The sequence below is a fragment of the Paraburkholderia fungorum genome, from assembly GCF_902833645.1.
GTDB classification, from domain to species: Bacteria; Pseudomonadota; Gammaproteobacteria; order Burkholderiales; family Burkholderiaceae; genus Paraburkholderia; species Paraburkholderia fungorum.
This window is the reverse complement of the sequence record NZ_CADFGE010000004.1, coordinates 393790-414434: the sequence shown is the minus strand read 5'-3', so window position 1 is coordinate 414434 and position 20645 is coordinate 393790. Positions and strand designations below refer to the sequence as shown.

General features: G+C 62.4%; 20 protein-coding genes. 10 read left to right on the top strand and 10 right to left on the bottom strand.

Features of this window, described 5'->3' with window-relative positions; all coding sequences use genetic code 11:
* Nucleotides 1-3 precede the first annotated feature (3 nt).
* Entirely contained in the window at nt 4-1554 is a 1551-nt protein-coding gene (gene murJ / locus HWX91_RS16370; RefSeq protein WP_028197937.1) for a murein biosynthesis integral membrane protein MurJ, read from the bottom strand.
* A gap of 547 nt (nt 1555-2101) precedes the next feature.
* On the opposite strand from murJ, the gene rpsT reads away from it, so the two are divergent.
* Entirely contained in the window at nt 2102-2380 is a 279-nt protein-coding gene (gene rpsT, locus HWX91_RS16365) for a 30S ribosomal protein S20 (protein ID WP_028197938.1), read from the top strand.
* A gap of 263 nt (nt 2381-2643) precedes the next feature.
* Here the strand turns inward: rpsT and HWX91_RS16360 are convergent, their stop codons facing one another.
* Nucleotides 2644-2994 carry a DUF3579 domain-containing protein gene (locus HWX91_RS16360; protein WP_028197939.1) on the bottom strand — a complete coding sequence of 117 codons (351 nt, stop codon included), beginning with the start codon at nt 2992-2994 and terminating at the stop codon, nt 2644-2646.
* Between the two features lie 436 nt (nt 2995-3430).
* Between HWX91_RS16360 and argF the strand changes: the two genes are divergently transcribed.
* Both argF and HWX91_RS16350 read left to right on the top strand, forming a co-directional pair.
* Entirely contained in the window at nt 3431-4360 is a 930-nt protein-coding gene (argF, locus tag HWX91_RS16355; protein ID WP_028197940.1) for an ornithine carbamoyltransferase, read from the top strand.
* A gap of 261 nt (nt 4361-4621) precedes the next feature.
* Complete coding sequence (locus HWX91_RS16350) at nt 4622-5848, top strand: argininosuccinate synthase (RefSeq protein ID WP_028197941.1); 1227 nt, start codon at nt 4622-4624, stop codon at nt 5846-5848.
* Between the two features lie 149 nt (nt 5849-5997).
* Here the strand turns inward: HWX91_RS16350 and murB are convergent, their stop codons facing one another.
* Complete coding sequence (gene murB, locus HWX91_RS16345) at nt 5998-7038, bottom strand: UDP-N-acetylmuramate dehydrogenase (RefSeq protein WP_028197942.1); 1041 nt, start codon at nt 7036-7038, stop codon at nt 5998-6000.
* 184 nt (nt 7039-7222) lie between these two features.
* On the opposite strand from murB, the gene HWX91_RS16340 reads away from it, so the two are divergent.
* Nucleotides 7223-7708, top strand: a complete 486-nt coding sequence (locus HWX91_RS16340; RefSeq protein WP_028197943.1) for a YajQ family cyclic di-GMP-binding protein — start codon at nt 7223-7225, stop codon at nt 7706-7708.
* Between the two features lie 89 nt (nt 7709-7797).
* Here the strand turns inward: HWX91_RS16340 and plsY are convergent, their stop codons facing one another.
* The gene (plsY, locus tag HWX91_RS16335) at nt 7798-8442 is read right to left on the bottom strand and encodes a glycerol-3-phosphate 1-O-acyltransferase PlsY (RefSeq protein ID WP_028197944.1); all 645 of its coding nucleotides are present in this window, start codon (nt 8440-8442) and stop codon (nt 7798-7800) included.
* Between the two features lie 114 nt (nt 8443-8556).
* Complete coding sequence (gene ybaK / locus HWX91_RS16330) at nt 8557-9048, bottom strand: Cys-tRNA(Pro) deacylase (RefSeq protein WP_028197945.1); 492 nt, start codon at nt 9046-9048, stop codon at nt 8557-8559.
* A 140-nt stretch (nt 9049-9188) separates the two neighbouring features.
* Between ybaK and HWX91_RS16325 the strand changes: the two genes are divergently transcribed.
* Complete coding sequence (locus HWX91_RS16325) at nt 9189-10751, top strand: class I adenylate-forming enzyme family protein (protein ID WP_028197946.1); 1563 nt, start codon at nt 9189-9191, stop codon at nt 10749-10751.
* Nucleotides 10752-10788: 37 nt separating this feature from the next.
* On the opposite strand, the gene xerD is transcribed toward HWX91_RS16325, so the two are convergent.
* The 3 genes from xerD to queG form a co-directional block, all read right to left on the bottom strand.
* Complete coding sequence (xerD, locus tag HWX91_RS16320; RefSeq protein ID WP_028197947.1) at nt 10789-11724, bottom strand: site-specific tyrosine recombinase XerD; 936 nt, start codon at nt 11722-11724, stop codon at nt 10789-10791.
* Nucleotides 11721-12191 (bottom strand): methylated-DNA--[protein]-cysteine S-methyltransferase, encoded by a 471-nt coding sequence (locus tag HWX91_RS16315; RefSeq protein WP_028197948.1) that lies wholly within the window; start codon nt 12189-12191, stop codon nt 11721-11723. The genes xerD and HWX91_RS16315 overlap by 4 nt, the downstream gene beginning before the upstream one ends.
* Before the next feature lie 98 nt (nt 12192-12289).
* Nucleotides 12290-13531, bottom strand: coding sequence for a tRNA epoxyqueuosine(34) reductase QueG (queG, locus tag HWX91_RS16310; RefSeq protein WP_028197949.1), 1242 nt, complete (start codon nt 13529-13531; stop codon nt 12290-12292).
* A 17-nt stretch (nt 13532-13548) separates the two neighbouring features.
* On the opposite strand from queG, the gene tsaE reads away from it, so the two are divergent.
* Together tsaE and HWX91_RS16300 are read left to right on the top strand one after the other, a co-directional pair.
* Entirely contained in the window at nt 13549-14181 is a 633-nt protein-coding gene (gene tsaE / locus HWX91_RS16305) for a tRNA (adenosine(37)-N6)-threonylcarbamoyltransferase complex ATPase subunit type 1 TsaE (protein WP_028197950.1), read from the top strand.
* Nucleotides 14163-15740: an N-acetylmuramoyl-L-alanine amidase gene (locus tag HWX91_RS16300; RefSeq protein WP_028197951.1), complete on the top strand. Its 1578-nt coding sequence runs from the start codon at nt 14163-14165 to the stop codon at nt 15738-15740. Before tsaE ends, HWX91_RS16300 begins: the two co-directional genes overlap by 19 nt.
* A 75-nt stretch (nt 15741-15815) precedes the next feature.
* On the opposite strand, the gene HWX91_RS16295 is transcribed toward HWX91_RS16300, so the two are convergent.
* The gene (locus tag HWX91_RS16295; RefSeq protein WP_028197952.1) at nt 15816-16697 is read right to left on the bottom strand and encodes an EamA family transporter; all 882 of its coding nucleotides are present in this window, start codon (nt 16695-16697) and stop codon (nt 15816-15818) included.
* A gap of 180 nt (nt 16698-16877) precedes the next feature.
* Between HWX91_RS16295 and HWX91_RS16290 the strand changes: the two genes are divergently transcribed.
* Both HWX91_RS16290 and trxA read left to right on the top strand, forming a co-directional pair.
* Nucleotides 16878-17753, top strand: coding sequence for a pirin family protein (locus HWX91_RS16290; RefSeq protein ID WP_028197953.1), 876 nt, complete (start codon nt 16878-16880; stop codon nt 17751-17753).
* Between the two features lie 97 nt (nt 17754-17850).
* A complete protein-coding gene (gene trxA / locus HWX91_RS16285; protein ID WP_028197954.1) occupies nt 17851-18699 on the top strand; it encodes a thioredoxin in 849 nt (282 codons plus the stop codon).
* Nucleotides 18700-18815: 116 nt separating this feature from the next.
* On the opposite strand, the gene tcdA is transcribed toward trxA, so the two are convergent.
* Complete coding sequence (tcdA, locus tag HWX91_RS16280; RefSeq protein ID WP_028197955.1) at nt 18816-19673, bottom strand: tRNA cyclic N6-threonylcarbamoyladenosine(37) synthase TcdA; 858 nt, start codon at nt 19671-19673, stop codon at nt 18816-18818.
* A gap of 255 nt (nt 19674-19928) precedes the next feature.
* Between tcdA and pdxH the strand changes: the two genes are divergently transcribed.
* Nucleotides 19929-20570: a pyridoxamine 5'-phosphate oxidase gene (pdxH, locus tag HWX91_RS16275; protein ID WP_028197956.1), complete on the top strand. Its 642-nt coding sequence runs from the start codon at nt 19929-19931 to the stop codon at nt 20568-20570.
* Nucleotides 20571-20645 lie beyond the last annotated feature (75 nt).

Below are 20645 nucleotides of genomic sequence, written 5' to 3'. Positions count from 1 at the left end.
TGATCACTTCACCCGCCTTTTGAAATACGCGTACTTGAAGCCCATCAGCCAAAGCATACCGAAATATAGCGCGGCGAACAGAACGAGGCACGCCCCCAGCAACACGATGCGATCGACCGGCCGGCTGTGCATGCCGATCCAGTCGAAGCTGATCGCGAACCAATGCATCGCGCCGGCCAGCACCAGACAGGCGCCGAACAATTGCACGAAGAACTTCAACCAGCCTTTCGACGGCGTGTAAATGCCGCGCTTGCGCAGACCGAGGAACAGGAACAGCGCGTTGACGCAAGCACCGAGCCCGACGCTCAGCGTGAGGCCCGCATGCGCGAAAATCGGCACGAACAGATAGTTGCTCATCTGTGTGGCGATCAGCACGCCAACGCCGATCTTCACCGGCGTCTTGATGTCCTGCTTGGCGTAAAAACCGGGCGCGAGGATCTTGATGAGAATCAGGCCGACGAGGCCGATGCCGTACGCAGACAGCGCGCGACCGACCATCACCACGGCGTTGCCGTCGAACTTACCGTAGTGGAACAGCGTCGCGGTGAGTGGCTGAGCGAAGAAAAACAGCGCGATGGCGCTGGGCGCCGCCAGCAGGAAGGTGACACGCAGCCCCCAGTCGAGCAGCGACGAATACTCGTGCGAATCGGCATCCACGTGCGCCTTCGACAAGCTCGGCAGCAGGATCGTGCCAAGCGCGACACCGAGCAGCGCGGTCGGAAACTCCATCAGCCGGTCGGCGTAATTGATCCAGGAAACAGCACCCGGGCCGATCCGCGACGCAATGTTGGTGTTGATGATCAGGCTGATCTGCGCGACCGATACGGCGAACATTGCCGGCACCATCTTCGACAGAACTCGCTTCACACCGCGATGCGCGAGCGCTTTCAGCGGATTCAGGCCGATGCGCGGCAGCATGTCGATCTTCTTCAGACCTGGTAGTTGCACGATGAACTGCAGCACGCCGCCGGCGATTACCGCCCACGCGAGCGCATAAACCGGCGTTTGCAGGCGCGGCGCGACGAACACCGCCGCGAAGATGAAAGCCACGTTCAGCAGGACCGGCGCGAACGCGGGCAGCGAAAAATTCTTGTACGTATTCAGCACGCCGGACGCCAGCGACGTCAGCGAGATGAAAATGATGTACGGGAACATGATGCGCGTCATCGTGACCGCGAGCGCATAGGCGTGGCCCTCATGCGCGAGTCCCGACGCGACGATGAACACCACGCCCGAGGCCCCCACCACGCCTATCAGCGAGAGAATCGCGAGCGCCCAGGCGAGCACGGTCGAGGTGGCGTCGACCAGCGCCTTGGTGGCGTCGTGTCCTTGCTGGTTCTTGAACTCGGCGAGAATCGGCACGAAGGCCTGCGAGAACGCACCCTCGGCGGAAATGCGGCGCAGCAGGTTCGGGATGCGGAAGGCGACGTAAAACGCGTCAGTGTATTGACTGGCGCCGAACGCACGGGCGATCAGCGTTTCGCGGGCCAGTCCGGTCACGCGCGACAGCAGCGTGAAGCCGCTGACCGTCAGCAGGGCTCGGAATAGATTCATGGGGCGCTTATTATACGGGTGCCGCAGGGGCGGACGACGAGCCAGAACGCGAATCGGACCGATTTGCGCCGCATACGTTCGTTCAGACGAGCGAATCGGGCCGTTTTATGGTTGTTTTTTTGTTGGCCGCCGTACCCGCGCCGCACCCCCTGCGTGCCGGGCCTGCCATCCGCTCGCCTGTTGCCGCACGGTCGTCGGCACACCCGCAGACGATCCCGCCCTAGTCAGGGCCGGCAGAATCCCGGATCTCGCGCGGCAACCGGCACGCCGCGCCCGACGATTCCCCGTTGCCACGTGCCTGATTTTGTTGCTATAATCGCCGGTTTCGAAGCTCGCTCAATTTTCGGACGGGGTTCAGGTCGGCATCAAACGGTCACCTTTATCCTCGAAATACTCCGAACACGGGCGCGCCTTCGCGTAGTCCGATCGATTTTTTTCGACACTTTTTGCGCTCTTGGGCAATCGCTTCCAAGAGTTCGATCTAAAAGCAGCACCTCACCCACTTGAAGGTCAGGTACTGGAAACAGGAACAGGATAAGGAACCGTCATGGCTAACTCCGCACAAGCACGTAAGCGCGCCCGCCAGGCCGCCAAGGCAAACTCGCACAACTCGGCACTGCGCTCGAAGTTCCGCACGGCTATCAAGGCTGTCCGCAAGGCAATCGAAGCCGGCGACAAGGCTAAGGCCGCTGAGATCTTCCAGGCATCGTCGAAGACCATCGACATCATCGCCGACAAGAAAATCGTCCACAAGAACAAGGCAGCTCGTAACAAGAGCCGTCTGGCTGCAGCCCTCAAAGGTCTGCAAGCGCCTGCAGCGCAGTAAATTCGGTCAGCCCGCTTCGGTGGGCTACCTCCTGTTTCCGCTGCAACGGAAAGGCTCGCTTCGGCGGGCTTTTTTGCTTGGGGCTTGCCTCGAGTTTGCCTACTAACGGCAGCGGATACGGACCTTCACCGGTTCGCGCCTCAGTTAGCGGCACATCGACTCCACAGCACCCATGCCACCCGCCCTGAAGTCATTGCTTCAGGCACAAAAAAACCCGCTGGCTGCGGGTTTTTGCTTTTTTGCCGATCCGGCAGAAGCTCCTGCTAGATCACATGCCTCTTCTCTTGCGGCGCCGGGTGCTGCTCGAGTTGCAACTCGCAAGCCTCCGTCACGACGAGATCGTTGTCTTTTGCGAAGTTCAAAACGAAATCAAAGGCCATCGGCTCGATATCGCGCAAACGCGAATCGAGAATCACGCACTTGAGGTCACCGATCATGGTGGGCCGCACGTACAGCGAGTATTGCAGGTAAGCGTTCGGCCCCTTGCCGCCCGGGCTGGGACCAAAGCATGCCATGACGCCTGCGAGCCGCTCCGACCAGTCGCTCGGCCGAAACTTTTTCCCGGTCGACGTGATGCCCTGAATGAAATATTCGGTTGGAGCTGCTTCGGCCATGTAGGAATACCTGTGTGACTGCCCAGCGGAATGACGGCAAAGCTGACTGCAAAGCGGCTTTGGGATGCCTGAACACGTGACCACGCCTGATTGGCGAGCTGCGCCGCCAGATACCGCGAAGGGCCGGACAGGCCGCCGCGGCGCTCATCATGACGGCGCACCGCGACGAAACTTTCCGGAGCGCGCGAGCCGTGTCCCGCAAGCTCGATATCAGCCTGCTGGGCTTAGGGATAACCGGTAGATTATAGCGCAGCGGACCTTTTTCCGCAGCGCACACAAGCCTCGTTTGAGGGTTGCAAACGGCTTTCAGCCGGCTTGCCGGACGTTTTAGCCGACTCGTCAAACGAGGCGAAATCCTTTATGCTGCATTGAGTTACCACAAACGACGGCGGCGCCGTCCGGCAATCCTGCCGGGTGAGACCGCCGTATTTGTTTCATGACCGCCAAGAAAATTCGCCACTACCTGCAGTTCAAGGATTTCTCGCTGGACGACTACGAGTACGTACTGGAACGCGCGCGCATTCTCAAACGCAAGTTCAAGAACTACGAGACGTACCATCCGCTGCACGACCGCACGCTGGCGATGATCTTCGAGAAGAATTCGACACGCACGCGCCTGTCGTTCGAAGCCGGCATCTTCCAGCTAGGCGGCCACGCCGTCTTCATGAGTACGCGCGACACGCAGCTTGGCCGCGGCGAACCGATTGAAGACGCGGCGCAGGTGATCTCGCGCATGGTCGACATCATCATGATCCGCACGTTCGGCCAGGACATTCTTCAGCGCTTCGCCGAGAATTCCCGCGTGCCGGTGATCAATGGGCTGACCAACGAATATCACCCGTGCCAGGTGCTGGCGGACATCTTCACGTATTTCGAGCATCGCGGTCCGATTCGCGGCAAGACGGTCGCATGGGTCGGCGACGCCAACAACATGCTGTACACGTGGATCGAAGCCGCGCAGATTCTCGGTTTCAAGCTGCGCCTGTCCACGCCGCCGGGCTACAAACTCGACCACGCGATGGTCGCGCCGGAAAGCGCCCCGTTCTATCAGGAATTCGACGATCCGAACGAGGCTTGCACCGGTGCCGATCTGGTCACCACCGACGTGTGGACCAGCATGGGCTTCGAGGCCGAAAACGAAGCCCGCAAGAAAGCCTTCGCGGACTGGTGCGTAGACGCCGACATGATGGCGCGCGCCAATTCCGACGCATTGTTCATGCACTGCCTGCCCGCCCATCGCGGCGAGGAAGTCAGCGCGGAAGTGATCGACGGCCCGCAAAGCGTCGTGTGGGACGAAGCGGAAAATCGTCTGCACGTGCAAAAGGCGTTGATGGAATATCTGCTGCTCGGCAAGCTCAATCACTGAGCGAACCGCTACGCAGCACCTGCGTGAAGCGCGACGGGGCCTTGAATACGAGGCAAGGCATCCACGTTTAGCGCCACGCATCAGGCCGGTGTCCGCGGGTTGTTCACGGGTAGTTCACGCTCCCAAGTGGACCTGGCTTACCCGCCGCCCTACCCCAAAAACGAGGGGCAAGCGGCGGTTTAGTGTCAAAATAGTGGTTTTCCGCGCTCCGGAACCGCCGGTGCGCCTTGTTTTCCAGCTTTCTCCAGCTACGAGTTCACCATGAGCGATATCAAGAAAGTCGTGCTCGCCTATTCGGGCGGCCTCGACACCTCCGTCATCCTGAAGTGGTTGCAGGACAACTACGACGCCGAAGTCGTCACGTTTACGGCCGACATCGGCCAGGGCGAAGAGCTGGAACCGGCGCGCAAAAAGGCCCTGCAACTCGGCATCAAGCCGGACAACATCTTCATTGAAGACCTGCGTGAAGAGTTCGTGCGCGACTACGTGTTCCCGATGTTCCGCGCCAACACGATCTATGAAGGCGAATACCTGCTGGGCACGTCGATCGCGCGTCCGCTGATCGCCAAGCGTCAGATCGAAATCGCCCGCGCCACCGGCGCGCAAGCGGTCTCGCACGGCGCAACCGGCAAGGGCAACGACCAGGTTCGCTTCGAACTCGGCTACTACGCGCTGGAACCGGGCATCAAGGTGATCGCGCCGTGGCGTGAATGGGATCTGCTGTCGCGCGAAAAGCTGCTCGCGTACGCCGAAAAGGCCGGCATTCCGATCGAAATGAAGCACAAGCAAGGCGGCGCGCCGTATTCGATGGACGCGAACCTGCTGCACATCTCGTTCGAAGGCCGTCACCTGGAAGACCCGAAGGCCGAAGCCGAAGCCGACATGTGGCGTTGGACGGTGTCGCCGGAACAGGCGCCGGATCAGGCTGAGTATCTCGACATCGAGTATGAGCACGGCGACCCGGTCGCGATCAACGGCAAGCGTTTGTCGCCGGCCGAGATGCTGACCGAGCTTAACCGCCTGGGCGGCAAGCACGGCATCGGCCGTCTGGATCTGGTTGAAAACCGTTACGTCGGCATGAAGTCGCGCGGCTGCTATGAAACGCCGGGCGGCACGATCATGCTGAAGGCGCACCGCGGTATCGAGTCGATCACGCTCGACCGTGAAGTCGCTCACCTGAAAGACGATCTGATGGCCCGTTACGCGTCGCTGATTTATAACGGCTACTGGTGGAGCCCGGAGCGCCGCGCCATCCAGGTGCTGATCGACCATACGCAAGAGAAGGTCAACGGCTGGGTGCGTGTAAAGCTGTACAAGGGCAGCGTCTCGGTTGTCGCGCGCGACTCGAAAGAAACGCTGTTCGACAAGACGATTGCCACGTTCGACGACGACGGCGGCGCTTACAACCAGGCCGATGCTGGCGGCTTCATCAAGCTGAACGCGCTGCGTATGCGGATTGCTGAAAACGCACGTCGTCAGCGCGGCTGAGCACGGGCGTTTCGGTGAAGGCTAACTTAACTTCGCGTGAGCGAAGTTAAGTGCCGCAAGGCGCGGCCGGCACTGAATCACAGACGCAAAAAAAGGCGCCGGGAGAAAACTCCCGGCGCCTTTTTTATTGCCGCAAGCCACTTACGCCATCACAAACAAACCGGTTCCGCCTCCAGCTCCACCCCAAACCGTGCCAGCACGTCCCGCTGCACCGCCTTTGCAAGCGCCAATACCTCCGCCCCGCTCGCGCCGCCGAGATTCACCAGCACCAGCGCCTGCCGCTGATGCACCGCCGCCGCGCCCATCGCACGGCCTTTCCAGCCACATCGATCGATCAACCAGCCAGCGGCGAGCTTCACCCGGCCGTCCGGTTGAAGGTAAGACACGACCTCTGGCTCCTTGAGCTTCAGCGCCTCGAACTGCGCCGCTTCCACGACCGGATTCTTGAAGAAACTCCCCGCGTTACCAAGCTGAAGCGGGTCGGGCAGCTTGGCGCGCCGCACCGCGACTACCGCGTCGAAAATCGCCTGCGCACTCGGCGCGGCCGCGGCATTGCCACCCGCAGCCAGTTCGCGCGCGATATCCGCATAGCCGGCGCGCGGCTGCCAAACTTTCGGCAAACGGAACGTGACCGAAGTAATCACAAAACGGTCGCGCCCTTCCCGCTTGAAAAAACTGTCACGGTAGCCGAATCGGCAAGCGGCGGCATCGAGTTCGACCACGGCGCCCGTTTCCAGCTCAACCGCTCGCAGCGACGCAAACCGCTCGCACATTTCCAGCCCGTACGCGCCGATGTTCTGAATCGGCGCTGCGCCCACCGTGCCGGGAATCAGCGCGAGGTTCTCCAATCCAGGCAGCCCTTGCGACAAAGTCCATGCGACAAACTCGTGCCACGGCTCGCCGGCGGCCGCCTCGACGTACCAGGCGTCATCGTCCTCACGCACGACGCGGCGGCCTCGCAGCGCCACTAGCAGCACCAGTCCGGCGAAGTCGTCCGTCAGCACGACGTTGCTGCCGCCGCCCAGCACCAGCCGCGGCAAGCCGGTGGCGCGCGGATCGCGCACGGCAGCCATCAGTTGCGCTTCGTGCTCGATCCGGCACGCGAAGTGCGCGCGAACATCGAAACCGAAGGTGTTATGCGCCTTCAGCGGATAGCCGGCAACGAACGCGGCAGAGTCGGATAGAGACATCGGAATAGGAAGAATGGGACGGCGAACGAAACGGCATCTGGCCCCTGCCGCGCGACAATGCGCGGCGGCCTTAGGCAAAAGGGAGTGGCATCGGTAAAATGACACCAGGTTCGTGATTATAGCGAGTGCCCCGTGAGCAGCCGACCGGTTGCGCCACGCACCGCAGCACCATTGGGAGAAAACAATGCCATCGTTTGACGTCGTCTGCGAAGCGGACATGATCGAAGTCAAGAACGCGATCGAGCAGTCCAACAAGGAAATTTCAACCCGCTTCGACTTCAAAGGGTCGGACGCGCGTGTCGAGCACAAGGAAAGTGAAATCACGGCCTACGCCGACGACGATTTCAAGCTCGGCCAGGTCAAGGACGTCCTGCTGTCGAAAATGGCCAAGCGCAATGTGGACGTGCGCTTTCTCGACTACGGCAAGATCGAGAAGATCGGCGGCGACAAGGTCAAGCAGGTCATCAAGATCAAGAAAGGCGTCTCCGGCGATCTGTCGAAGAAAATCGTGCGCCTCGTGAAGGACAGCAAGATCAAGGTCCAGGCGAGCATTCAGGGCGATGCGGTGCGCATCACAGGCGGCAAGCGCGACGACTTGCAAAGCGTGATCGCGATGCTGCGCAAGGACGTGACTGACACGCCGCTCGACTTCAACAACTTCCGTGACTGACACGCGTGACGCTTAAAACCAGGCATGTGTGGACGCCTGGTAGCGGACGTGCGTTGAGGCCCCGTTGAGGCCCGCCAATGGGTCCACGCTCAAGACTCGTTACCGCCGGCCGCGCTCCCCGCTGCGTCGGTTTTCTTCTTGTCGCCGATGCGGCTTTCCTGGCCGCGCATCAGCTTGGCGATATTGCCGCGGTGACGCCATACCAGCAGCGAACTCATCACGACAATCGCCAGCGCGATGATATGCGGCCCGAACAGAAAACCGTCGAAGAGCGGCGCGAATACGGCCGCGGCCAAAGCCGCCAGCGACGAATAGCGCGTGAAGAATGCCACGATCAGCCACGTCAGCAACGTAGCAATGCCGAGGATCGGATTGATCGCGAGCAGCACACCCGCGGCGGTCGCCACACCCTTGCCGCCCTTGAAGCGGAAGAAAACCGGATACAGATGACCGAGAAACACGGCGATGCTCGCTATCGCCACCGACGTATCGTCGAGCCCGTAGCGCGCGCCGAAGTGCACCACGAACCACACCGGCAACCAGCCTTTGAAGGCGTCGCCGATCAGCGTGAGAATCGCGGCCTTCTTGCTGCCGCTGCGTAGCACGTTAGTGGCGCCCGGATTGCCCGAACCATACGAGCGCGGGTCGTCCAGCCCCATTGCAGCGCTCACGATCACGGCAAACGACACCGAGCCGATCAGGTAGGCAACGACAGCAACGATCAGGTTTTGCATCTGGGGACTCTTATAAGGATCGGCGGTCTGAAACTCGATACTTCAACCGCAACAGGGAACAAGGCGGCGCACATTCTACCGAACCCGCCTGCCCGGCCAACATTCAGGCAAACGTCAATCGACGCTCGCGCACTGAACCGGCTGCGCCGCCAGCAAACCGGTCAAGATCCCGGGCTCGATGCTGACCAGAAAACCTCGCCGGCCGCCGTTCAGCCAGATTTTGTCCAACTCGAGAATACTGGACTCCACGTACACCGGCATCTGCTTGCGCGTGCCGAACGGCGACGTGCCGCCGATCAGATAACCCGAATGGCGGTTCGCCACCTCGGGCTTGCACGGCTCGACGCGTTTCACGCCAATCTGCCGCGCCAGATTCTTGGTGCTGACGGTGCGGTCGCCGTGCATCAGCACGATCAGCGGCTTGGCGTGCTCGTCTTCCATCACCAAAGTCTTCACGACATGATGTTCGTCCACACCGAGCTGGCGCGCCGACTCTTCAGTGCCGCCATGCTCGACATAATCATAAGGATGCTCGCCGAAAGTGACGCCATGGCGGCGCAGAAACTGCGTCGCGGGCGTTTCGGAGACGTGTCTGGATTTGCTCATCGGCGCATTGTAATAGCGAGTTTGCACAACGGCTATTTGCCGAACGGCCAATTGTGCGGGCCCGGCGATTGTGGCACGATCGTTCGCAAATGTTCCGGCGCACCGCATGCCGGGTACCGGATTGCTTCCTGGAGACAGCGTTGAACCTCGATTCCTCCACCCGTTCCACTATCGACATCCCCGCGTTACTGGCCGGCCTGCCCACGCGTATCGCCGAAATCCCGGTGCTTGCGGCCGCGCGGGATCCGCAGCACGTCGCCTTGATCGAGGACGCGCGCCGCTTTACCTATGCACAGCTTCTGGAGGCCGTCGACGCCGCCGCCGCGCTGCTGCGCGAATGGGGGGTACGTGGCGGCGATCGGGTGATGATCGTGGCCGAGAACAGCATCGCGCAGATCGTGCTGCTGTTCGCGACCGCGAAACTCGACGCGTGGGCGCTGGTGTCGAACGCGCGCCTGTCGGCTGCGGAACTCGACGCAATCCGTGCGCATGCGCAGCCTCGCGTGGTCGCCTACGCGGTCGAAAGCTCCGTGGATGCCCAACAGCATGCCGAGCGGCATCAAGCCGTCAAGGCGCCTGCCATCACGCCGGATATCGGCGGCTGGTCGTACGCGATCGACGCCAACGCGCAAGCCGAGCCGGTCGAAGCCGCCAGCCACCGCCAATGCGCCGCGCTGATCTACACCACGGGAACCACCGGCGCGCCGAAGGGCGTGATGCTGTCGCATCGCAATCTGCTCTTCATCGCGGCCGTGTCGAGCCGCTTGCGCAAAGTCGTGCCCGACGACGTGGTGTACGCCGTTCTGCCGATCTCGCATGTGTACGGTTTCGCCTCGGTTTGCCTTGGCAGCCTGCACGCCGGCGCAACCTTGCGGCTCGCCCCACGTTTCGCGCCGGAAGCAGTGCGGCGCGCGCTAGCCGAAGAACGCGTCTCGATCTTCCAGGGCGTTCCGGCCATGCACGCCAAACTGCTCGAACATCTGCACACGCACGGCCACGCCTGGTCCGCGCCACATCTGCGCTTCGCCTATTCGGGCGGCTCGCCGCTCGATGCTGCACTAAAGGCGCACGTCGAAACCGTCTACGGCCTTACGCTGCACAACGGCTACGGTATGACCGAAAGCAGCCCGACCGTCTCGCACACCATGCTCGACGCACCGCGCAGCGATTGCTCGGTCGGCGAAGCCATTCCCGGCGTCGACGTGCGGTTCGTCGGACCCGATGGCGTGGATGCCCCGACGGGCGAAATCGGCGAACTATGGGTGCGCGGTCCGAACGTGATGCTCGGCTATTACCGGAACCCTGAGCAGACCCGCACTGCCGTCACCGAAGACGGTTGGCTCAAAACCGGCGACCTCGCCCGCCAGGACGCGGACGGTGCATTGCATATCGTCGGGCGCAGCAAGGAGCTGATCATCCGCTCGGGCTTCAACGTGTATCCGTCGGAAGTCGAGCATGTGTTGAACGCGCATCCGCAGGTAGTGCAATCGGCCGTGATCGGGCGCGCGGTGGAGGGTAACGAGGAAGTGATCGCGTTCGTCGAATTGATCGCGGGAGCAACGGTGTCGCCAGCGGAACTGATCGCGTGGTGCGGCGAGCGTCTCGCGCCCTACAAGCGTCCTGCTGAAGTGAAGGTGCTCGCCGCGCTGCCGGCGGCGTCGACGGGCAAGATTCTCAAGCACCGGTTGCGCGAGTTCATCTAACGGCGCGGGCAAACGCGAGTAGCACGCCTTGTGTGAATCATCCGCGCGGATGATGCTGCGCATGCAACGACTTCAGCCGTTCGCGGGCCACGTGCGTATAGATCTGCGTGGTCGAGATATCCGTATGGCCGAGCAGCAGTTGCACGACGCGCAGGTCGGCGCCATGGTTCAGCAGGTGCGTCGCGAACGCGTGCCGCAGCGTATGCGGCGAGAGCGGCGCGTGCACATCGGCCGCTGCCGCGTGACGCTTGATGATGTTCCAGAACTGCTGACGGGTCATGCCCTCCGCGCGGCTCGTGACGAACAGCGCATCCGTCGCGCGCGCGCCCAGCAAAGCGGGCCGCGCTTCGCGCAAATAGCGTTCGATCCAGCCGTGAGCCTCTTCGCCGAATGGAATCAGGCGCTCTTTCGAACCCTTGCCCATCACACGCACGACACCTTCGTTCAGGCCCACTTCCACGGTCTTCAACGTGACGAGTTCGGTGACACGCAAACCGCTTGCGTACATCAACTCCAGCATGGTGCGGTCGCGCAGGCCCAAGGGCGTGTCGATATCCGGCGCACCGAGCAGCGCCTCAACCTGGGCTTCAGTGAGCGTCGACGGAAAACGCGGCGGCTGCTTGGCCGAACGGATGCGTACCGTCGGATCGACCTTTGCGCGATGTTCGCGCACGGCCCAACCGTAGTAGCGGCGAAACACCGAGAGCCGCCGGTTCGCCGAGGTCGATTTGTCTTTCTGGCGCGCCGCGCTGTAGGCGTTGAGATCGGCCTCGCTGGCGGTGTCGAGCGACGTGTTGCGGGTTTGTGCGAGCCATTCGCAGAACAGCCGCAGATCGCGCCGGTACGCATCGAGCGTGTTGCGCGACAAGCCGTGTTCGAGCCACAGCGCGTCGCAGAATGCATCGATCGAGGCCGAGCTCGCGACAAACAAAGGCGACGCGACGAGCGCGTCTTCAGTCACGGTGTCGCTCATGCGTAGGGAATGCCTTCATGCGCCAGAAGCCAACGCTTGACGTTGCGAAAGAAGCCGTCTCCACCCGTATGCGCGAATCCGCCGATGCCGCTCGAACTCACCACCCGATGACACGGAACCACAATCGGGAAATAGTTGGAGCCGCACGCCTGGCCGACCGCGCGCGGGACGCTGCCGATCTGCCGTGCCAATTGTCCATAGGTCAGCACGACACCGGGCGGGATGTCGCTGATCGCTTGCCACACGCGGCGCTGGAACGCGGTGCCGACCTGCGCCAGTGGCAATTCGAACTTCGCCGACGCACGCTCGAAATAACGCTCGATCTGCCCGGCTGCCTGTCTGGCCAATAGCGTGTCCGGTGCAACGCTCTGCACCGACTCCGGCAAATAGACGATCTCGCGCACGGCCTCGCCTTCGAGACGAATGCCGACCTTGCCGAACGGTGCATCGATCACTGCGTTGAACATGGTGCTTGCCTCATGACTGAACCGGTGCTTTTTAAACTTCGCGGTAGCGTGCCTGCATGACGCGCGGGCATGCTACCCGCCGGTGGATTGCCGCTACTTTACGCCGCTTCCAACGCCCATTCCACATGCTCTCGCACAACGGCAGAGGGGTCTCCGACGCGCAATTCAAGCGCGTGCACAATCGCCGCGCGCGCCTCCGCGTCCAGATGCTCCGAAGGGGCCCGTAGCGCGTTGCCCATCCCCACCGCCAGATTGCGCAACCAGCTCTCATAGCCGATACGGCGAATCGCACTCCCCTGCATGCGCGTATCGAAGTCCTCCGCGCTCCATGCAAACAGTTCAACCAGCGTCGCGCGATCGAGCCCGTGCCGCACATCGAAATCGGCGACCGGTGCGGCCTGCGCAAACTTGTTCCACGGGCAGACGAGCTGACAATCGTCGCAGCCATACACACGATTACCGATCAGCGGCCGCATTTCCAGGGGAATATTGCCCTTCAATTCGATCGTCAGATACGAAATACAGAGGCGCGCATCGACCTTGTACGGCGCAACAATCGCACCCGTCGGGCAAGCGCCGATGCAGCGCGTGCAACTGCCGCAATGCGCGCCCGGCGTTTCAGGTGCATCGTCGGGCGAGGTCTCGGCATCGGTCGGCAAGGGCACGTCGACGTAGATCTCGCCGAGAAAAAACAGCGACCCCGCATCCCGCTGCAGCAGCAGCGTGTGCTTGCCGCGCCAGCCGATCCCGGCCTTCTGCGCAAGTTCAACTTCGAGCACCGGCGCCGAATCGGTAAATACGCGGTAGCCGAATGCACCAATCGCCGCCTCGATTTTCTCGGCTAGTTGTTGCAGACGGTTACGCATCACCTTGTGATAATCGCGGCCCCGCGCATAGATCGAGACCACCGCCGCCGATGGGTCCGCGAGCCGCGCATGCTCGGCTGCGCGCCAGTCTTGCGGTATCCGCGGCGAGTCCTGCAAAGCGCTTTCGTGTGCCTTTCCACTCAATGTCTGAGCGGGCAAATAGGCGATGCGCGCGGTAATCACACGTCGCGTGCCGGCCACAAGCTCGGCGGGCCGCGCGCGTTTCATACCGTGTTTCGCCATATAATCCATCTCGCCGTGGCAACCCGCGTCCAGCCATGCTGCAAGCGGCGCTTCGGCAGCGGAGAGGTCGGTGTCGCTGATACCGATTGCCCCGAAACCCAGTTCACGGCCCCACGTTTTGATGTCGAGCGCGAGCGCATTCAGCGCCGTTTCATCGAAACGACGCTCGGCATGCGCATCGTCGTCAGACGCGGGCGTGCAGGAAACAGGGGACTCCGGACTTCGGTTCATCACGCCATTTTACGAGAATGCCCGTCAATCCCGATCTCGCGATCCAACCGCCCGCCGATATCCTGCTCGAACGCTCCTTCGCGCTCGCGGACGAGGCTGCCAGCAATGCATTCGGCGAGCGCTTTGCACGGGCCATCGAAAGCGTGCGCGAGTTGCAGCAAAACCCGCAGCAAAACCCGCAGCAAGACTCGCGGCAAGACCCACAGCAAAACTCGCCGCAAGCCACGCCGGGCACCGAAGCCAAGCCGCCATTCCATGGCCTGCAAGTACAACTCGTCGGCGACCTCGGCGCGGGCAAGACCACGCTCGTGCGCGCGACCTTGCGCGGCCTCGGCCACACCGGCCGCGTGCGCAGTCCCACTTACACGCTTGTCGAACCCTACGTGCTCGAGCGGCCCGTTGGGGAACTCGCGCTCTATCACTTCGATCTGTACAGATTCACCGACCCGGCCGAATGGGCCGACGCCGGCTTTCGCGAGTACTTCGACAGCGGCGCTATTTGCCTCGTCGAATGGCCGCAGCGCGCCGGGCGTCTGCTTGGCGTACCGGATCTCGTCTTCGCACTCGACCTGGACCAGGAGGGCGAAGGCCGGGTACTCGTTGCACGGGCATACAGCGAATCAGGAAAGGCATGTCTCGAAAGATGTTAATCAAACCGTTCCGCTCGATCGAATCGGCGGCCACCGCAACGCATAACTGGCGGCGCCGGCAGATTCTGCGCGCAGGCGCTTCCACGCTGGTGCTCGGCCTGGTCGCGCCGCGCCTCGCGTGGGCGAGCTCGGTGCTGGGTGTGCGCGTCTGGCCGGCGCGCGATTACACACGCGTCACGATCGAGTCGGATCAGCCTTTGCAGAACACGCAGCAATTGCTGCAGGGTCCGGACCGGCTGGTGGTCGATCTGAACGGCCTCGATCTGGATCAGGCGCTGAAGGATCTGGTATCGAAGATTACGCCGAATGACCCGCAGATCCAGTCGGTGCGCGTCGGTCAATATCAGCCGCACGTCGTGCGCATGGTGTTCGATCTGAAGGGCTCGGTGAAGCCACAGGTGTTCACGCTGCCACCGGTCGGCGCGTACAAGTACCGGTTGGTGTTCGACCTGTATCCCGCTGTCGCACCCGACCCGTTGATGGATCTGCTCGCGCAGACCGAGCGCAAGCAACAAACGCTGGACGAAAACAACGCGCCGCCCGTCACGCTGAGCGGTCCCGGCACCACGCCGCCCACCGCTGACAACAGCGAGGCCTTTTTCGAACGTTATGCGCAGAACGGCGGCAGCGGGTCCGGGTCGGCCGTGCCGCACCCGCCCACGCATAGCGCGCCGCCGCCCGTGCCACCCATTCTCGGCAAACCCGCCACACCGACGGCGCCTGTCGCGCCGCCCACCGCGATCGCCCGCAACAAGGGCGGCACCAGCGGCAGCAATCTCGGCGGCGATGACAGTGACAGCAGCGACAACTACGCCTTCACCAACCCGAAGACCGGCAAGAGCAACACCGTGCGTTTGCTCACGGTCGCGATCGATCCGGGTCACGGCGGCGAAGATCCGGGCGCGATTGGCGGCGCGGGGACCTACGAGAAGCACGTCGCCCTCGACATCGCGAAGAAGCTGCGCGCAAAAATCGACGCCCAGCCGAACATGCGCTCCATGATGACGCGCGACGCCGATTTCTTCGTGCCGCTCAACGTGCGCGTGCAGAAGGCGCGGCGCGTGGGCGCGGACCTGTTCGTGTCGATCCACGCCGACGCGTTCACCACGCCCGAAGCGAAGGGTTCGTCCGTGTTCGCGCTGTCGGAGCACGGCGCGTCGAGCGCCGCGGCGCGCTGGATGGCAAACAAGGAGAACTCGTCGGATCAGATCGGCGGCATCAACATCAAGTCGGCCGACGCCTCCGTCAACCGCGCGCTGTTCGATATGTCGACCACCGCGCAGATTCGCGATTCGATGCGCTACGGCAACTTCGTGCTGAAGGAGATCGGCGGTATCAACAAGCTGCACAAGGGTTCGGTCGAACAGGCCGGATTCGCCGTGCTGAAGGCGCCGGACATTCCGTCGATCCTGGTGGAGACCGCGTTCATCAGCAACCCGGACGAGGAGCGCCGCCTGAATGACGACGCCTATCGCGACAAGATGGCCGATGCGATCATGAACGGCATCAAGCGCTATTTCGCGGCCAATCCCCCTCTGGCCAAGAACCGCATGACCTGATGCGGGGTGGCACGCAGGCAACAAAAAACGGCCGCTCGATGCGGCCGTTTTTTTTGCGTCACGCTTGAGCGCTGTTCAACGCGCCGGTGAAAAACGTTGCACGACCCACCCGCCGAACACATTCACCGCCAAACCCGCCATCACCAGCAAGGCGCCCACGACCTGCACCGTGGACAAGTGCTCGTCGAGAAACAGCGAAGCCGACGCCAGTCCGACAATCGGCACCAGCAGCGAGAACGGCGCCACCTGGCTGGCCGGATAGCGCGACAAAAGCCGGCTCCACAGACCATAGCCGATCAACGTCGCGATAAATGCGAGGTACACAATGGCGAAAATCGACATCGCGCTGATCCCGGACAACGCCGCGACGATCCGCTGCGGCCCTTCGAATGCGTACGACAGCGCGAGGAACGGCAACGGCGGAATCAGGCTGCCCCACACCACCAGCGCGACCAGATCGACCTTGCCGACCTTCTTGGTGACGATGTTGCCTAACGCCCAGGAACAGGCGGCGCACAACGTCAGCACGAAACCGGCGAGCGTCATCGCATGGCCGCCTTGCATGCCGATGACCGCGAGACCGGCCGCCGCGATCAACAAGCCAACGACGTTCGGCACGCGAAAGCGCTCATGCAGAAACACGGCCGCGAAAATCAGCGTGAAGAACGCCTGTGCCTGCAAGACAAGCGAAGCGAGCCCCGCCGGCATGCCGACGTACATGGCCGAGAACAGGAAGGCGAATTGCCCGAATGAAATCGTCGCGCCGTAGGCAAACAGCCAGCGCCACGGCATTTGCGGCCGTTTGACGAAAAACACGGCGGGCACCGCGGCAAGCGTGAAGCGCAGCGCACCGAGCAGCATGGGCGGCACCCCGTGCAGACCCACCTTGATCACCACGAAATTGACGCCCCACGCCACCACGACGACAAGCGCGAGCAGTAAGTCCCTGGGCGACATCCCAGTCTCCATTTGATTGTTCGATCTGGCAGTTTAGCGGAGCCCGCCGCGCCACGGGAGCCGCGCGCATTACGGAATCCCGAAGTCGCCATGCGGCGCAAACCGTCAGCATTGCGCCCTCCGCAGTAGAATCGTCTATCGAGCAAAAAACCGACTACCCCATTTCAGCCGAGCCCGCCCATGTCTTCCTCGATTAAAGCCGTTCTCAAACCGCATTTACGCGACGTCGGTAACCTCACCGTGCGGCGCGTGCTGCCGGCCATGGCGGCGCGCCTGATCGGCCCGTTCATCTTTTTCGACCACATGGGCCCTGCGACGCTCGCTCCCGGCGTCGGACTCGACGTACGTCCACACCCGCATATCGGGCTTGCAACCGTCACGTATCTGTTCGAAGGCTCGATCATGCATCGCGACAGCCTCGGCTCCGAGCAAAAGATTGTCCCGGGCGACGTCAACTGGATGACGGCGGGCCGCGGCATCGTCCATTCCGAGCGCACGCCCGCCGAAGAGCGCGCGAGCGGCCAGACCATGCACGGCATCCAGACCTGGGTCGCACTACCGCTTGAAGACGAAGATATCGAGCCGTCTTTCTCGCATCACGCGGCCGAGACGCTGCCGGTGGTCGAACGCAACGGCGTCGCGCTGCGCGTGATCGCGGGCACCGCGTTCGGCGCAACCTCGCCGGTCGCGACCTTTTCCGGCACGCTGTATGTGGCTGCGGAGTTCGCCCCGGGTGGCGCCTTCGCGCTCGAACCGGAACACGAGGAACGCGGCGTCTATCTGGCGGAAGGCGATCTGGAGATCGACGGCACACCGCTCGAAGCCGGTCAGATGGCCGTGCTCGCGCTCGACGAAACCGTCACGCTTGCCAGCACCCACGGCGCGCGTGTCATGCTGCTCGGCGGCGAAAAACTGGACGGCGAGCGTTTTATCGAATGGAATTTCGTCGCCAGCTCGCGCGAGAAGATCGAAGCGGCGAAGCTGGCGTGGACCAATCAGGAGATGGGCAAAGTGCCGGGTGAAACCGAGTGGATTCCGCTGCCGCTGAAAAAATAAGCCAGCGTGGTCGCGGCCTGCATTCGCCGCGCTGAGTCATTGAATTCGCTGCACACGCCCCCATTTAACCATCAACTGTTTTATCGACGAGGACGTAATGGATACCACGCTGGCCACTTTCGAACGGGACGTCATCACGGCGTCGACACTGGCCCCTGTGCTGGTCGATTTCTGGGCACCGTGGTGCGGTCCCTGCAAGACGCTCGGCCCGATGCTGGAAAAGCTCGAAGCCGAAGCAGCCGGCAAATGGAAGCTCGTCAAAGTGAACGTGGACGAGAACCAGGAACTGGCCGCGCACTTCCAGGTGCGCAGCATTCCGCACGTCATGGCGTTTGCCGATGGCCAGCCGGTGGATCAATTCGTCGGCGTGCTGCCGGAAAGCCAGTTGCGCGAATTCATCGAGCGCCTCGTGCCACAAGGCGCGGAAGCAGCGCGTCTTGAAGCGCAAGCCGCGTTGGCTGAAGGCCGCCGCGAGGATGCCTACAACGCACTGCAAGCAGCGCTCGCCTATGACCCCGGCTTCGACGAGGCGCGCATGGATCGCATCGAGATGCTGCTCGAAGATCAACGTATCGACGAAGCACGCAATGAAGTCGACCTGCTGTCGCCGAAGACCACGCAAGGGATCGACGCCCGCTTCAACGCGATCAAGACTCGGCTCGACGCCGTGGATGCAGCGGCCGATCTGCCGCCTACGGACGCGCTCGAAGCCAAAGTCGCGGCGCATCCGGACGATCTCGAAGCCCGCTTCGATCTGGCGAGTGCGCTCATTGCCCGCCGCAAATACGAAGGCGCGCTCGAGCATCTGCTCGCTATCGTGCAACGCGACCGCACGTTCCGCGAAGACATCGGCCGCAAGACAATGCTTTCGGTGTTCGATCTCGCCGCGCATCAGCCGGAACTGGTGTCGCAATGGCGGCGCAAGCTGAGCGCGCTGCTGTTCTAGGCCTGGTCCGTATTGCATTCAGGCGCGGCGCGGCAGCCGCGTCTGAATGCACTGCCGCACACGCGGCATAAACCGCCCTGGCGTCCTACCGGCCTATTGCCGTATTACCCCTGGCATCAACCCGCTGCCTGCTTTGCCAAAGCCCGCAACACATGCGCGGCCGCGGCAAACCCGAAACTCGCGGTCACGCACACACTCGATCCAAATCCCGCACAGTTCAGACCCACCGGCCCCGTATGCCCCGGCGACGTGGTGACGTGCTCCGCTTCCTCGTCGATATCGCACACGGCGGCTTCCGGATAGATCAACGGTTCGTCCGAGTACACCGCGCTCACCTTGAACTTCGCCTTCGGACCACGCGGGAAACCATGCTGCTTGCGCAGCTGCCCGCGCACTTTCGACAACAGCGGGTCCTGGATGGTCAGCGCGAGATCGTCGATCCGGATGCGCGTCGGGTCCAGTTGGCCGCCCGCGCCGCCTACCGTGATCAACGGCTGTTTCTTTTCGACGCACCACGCGATCAACGCGGTTTTGGTGCGCACGCTGTCGATTGCATCGATCACGTAATCAAAACCGCCGCCGAGCGTCGCCGCGAAATTGTCCGGCTCGACGAAGTCTTCCACCAGCCGCACGTCGCAGAACGGATTGATTGCCGCGATGCGTTCGGCCATCGCTTCGACTTTCGGTTTTCCGTAGTTACCGTCCAGCGCATGGATCTGGCGGTTAGTGTTGCTCTCGGCGACATTGTCCAGATCGATCAGGGTCAGCGTGCCGACCGCACTGCGCGCCAATGCCTCTGCTACCCACGAACCCACCCCGCCGATGCCGATCACGGCGACGTGTGCGCCTTCAAACGCAGCGAGCGCCGGCGCGCCGTACAGCCGGGCAACGCCGCCGAAGCGCCGCGCGCGGTCGGCGGTTTCGCTCCCGTCGAGGCTGGTAGTAAGATCAGAAGGCGCGGCGGTACTGGACATAGTGGAAGGCTCGTTCAAAGCAGGCAAAGCACAAAGTGATGAAAACGCTTGGGCGCGCCCGGGCGTTCCCAGCCCGTATTTTGCCTGATCGCGTCAATCGGCATGACCACGCCAATCTGGAGGACAAACGGCGGCTAGCGTTGTAACGTGGCTGTAGCGTGCATATCCACACAGCCCCGCGGGCCTTGATCTGGTTGCGGGCAAAAACTTCAAGCCCTGGCTATACTGATTGGACTGAAGCGTTCGCATAAGAATATGACCTCCCTCGCCGAACTTCGAAAAAATTATTCGCTGGGTTCTTTGGACGTGGCCGATATCGACCGCAACCCGTTTCGTCAATTCGAGACGTGGTTTCAGCAAGCGGTAGACGCCCAATTGCCCGAGCCGAATACCATGACGCTAGCCACGGTCGACTCGCGTGGCCGGCCGTCGGCGCGCATCGTGCTGATCAAAGGGGTCGACGAGCGCGGCTTTGTGTTCTTCACCAATTACGAAAGCCGCAAGGGCCGCGAACTGGCCGCCAATCCCTACGCAAGCCTGCTCTTCTACTGGATCGAACTCGAGCGCCAGGTGCGTATTGAAGGCCGCATCGTCAAAACCAGCGCGGAAGAAAGCGATACGTATTTTGCGTCGCGCCCGCTTGGCTCACGCATCGGTGCGTGGGCATCCAATCAAAGTCAGGTAATTGAAAGCCGTTCGCAGCTTGAGACGCGCGAACGTGAAATCAGCCTGCAATACGGCGACCATCCACCGCGCCCGCCGCACTGGGGCGGTTATCGTTTGGTACCCGAAGCAATCGAATTCTGGCAGGGCCGGCCGTCGCGTTTGCACGACCGTTTGCTCTACACACGTTCAAGCGAAAACAGCGACTGGCAAATCTCCCGCCTATCGCCTTGAATCGGAATACAACACCATACGCGCGTTGCCAACGCAGCAGCGCGCGCCGGAAGGACTGCGTCTCGCGGCATAGGA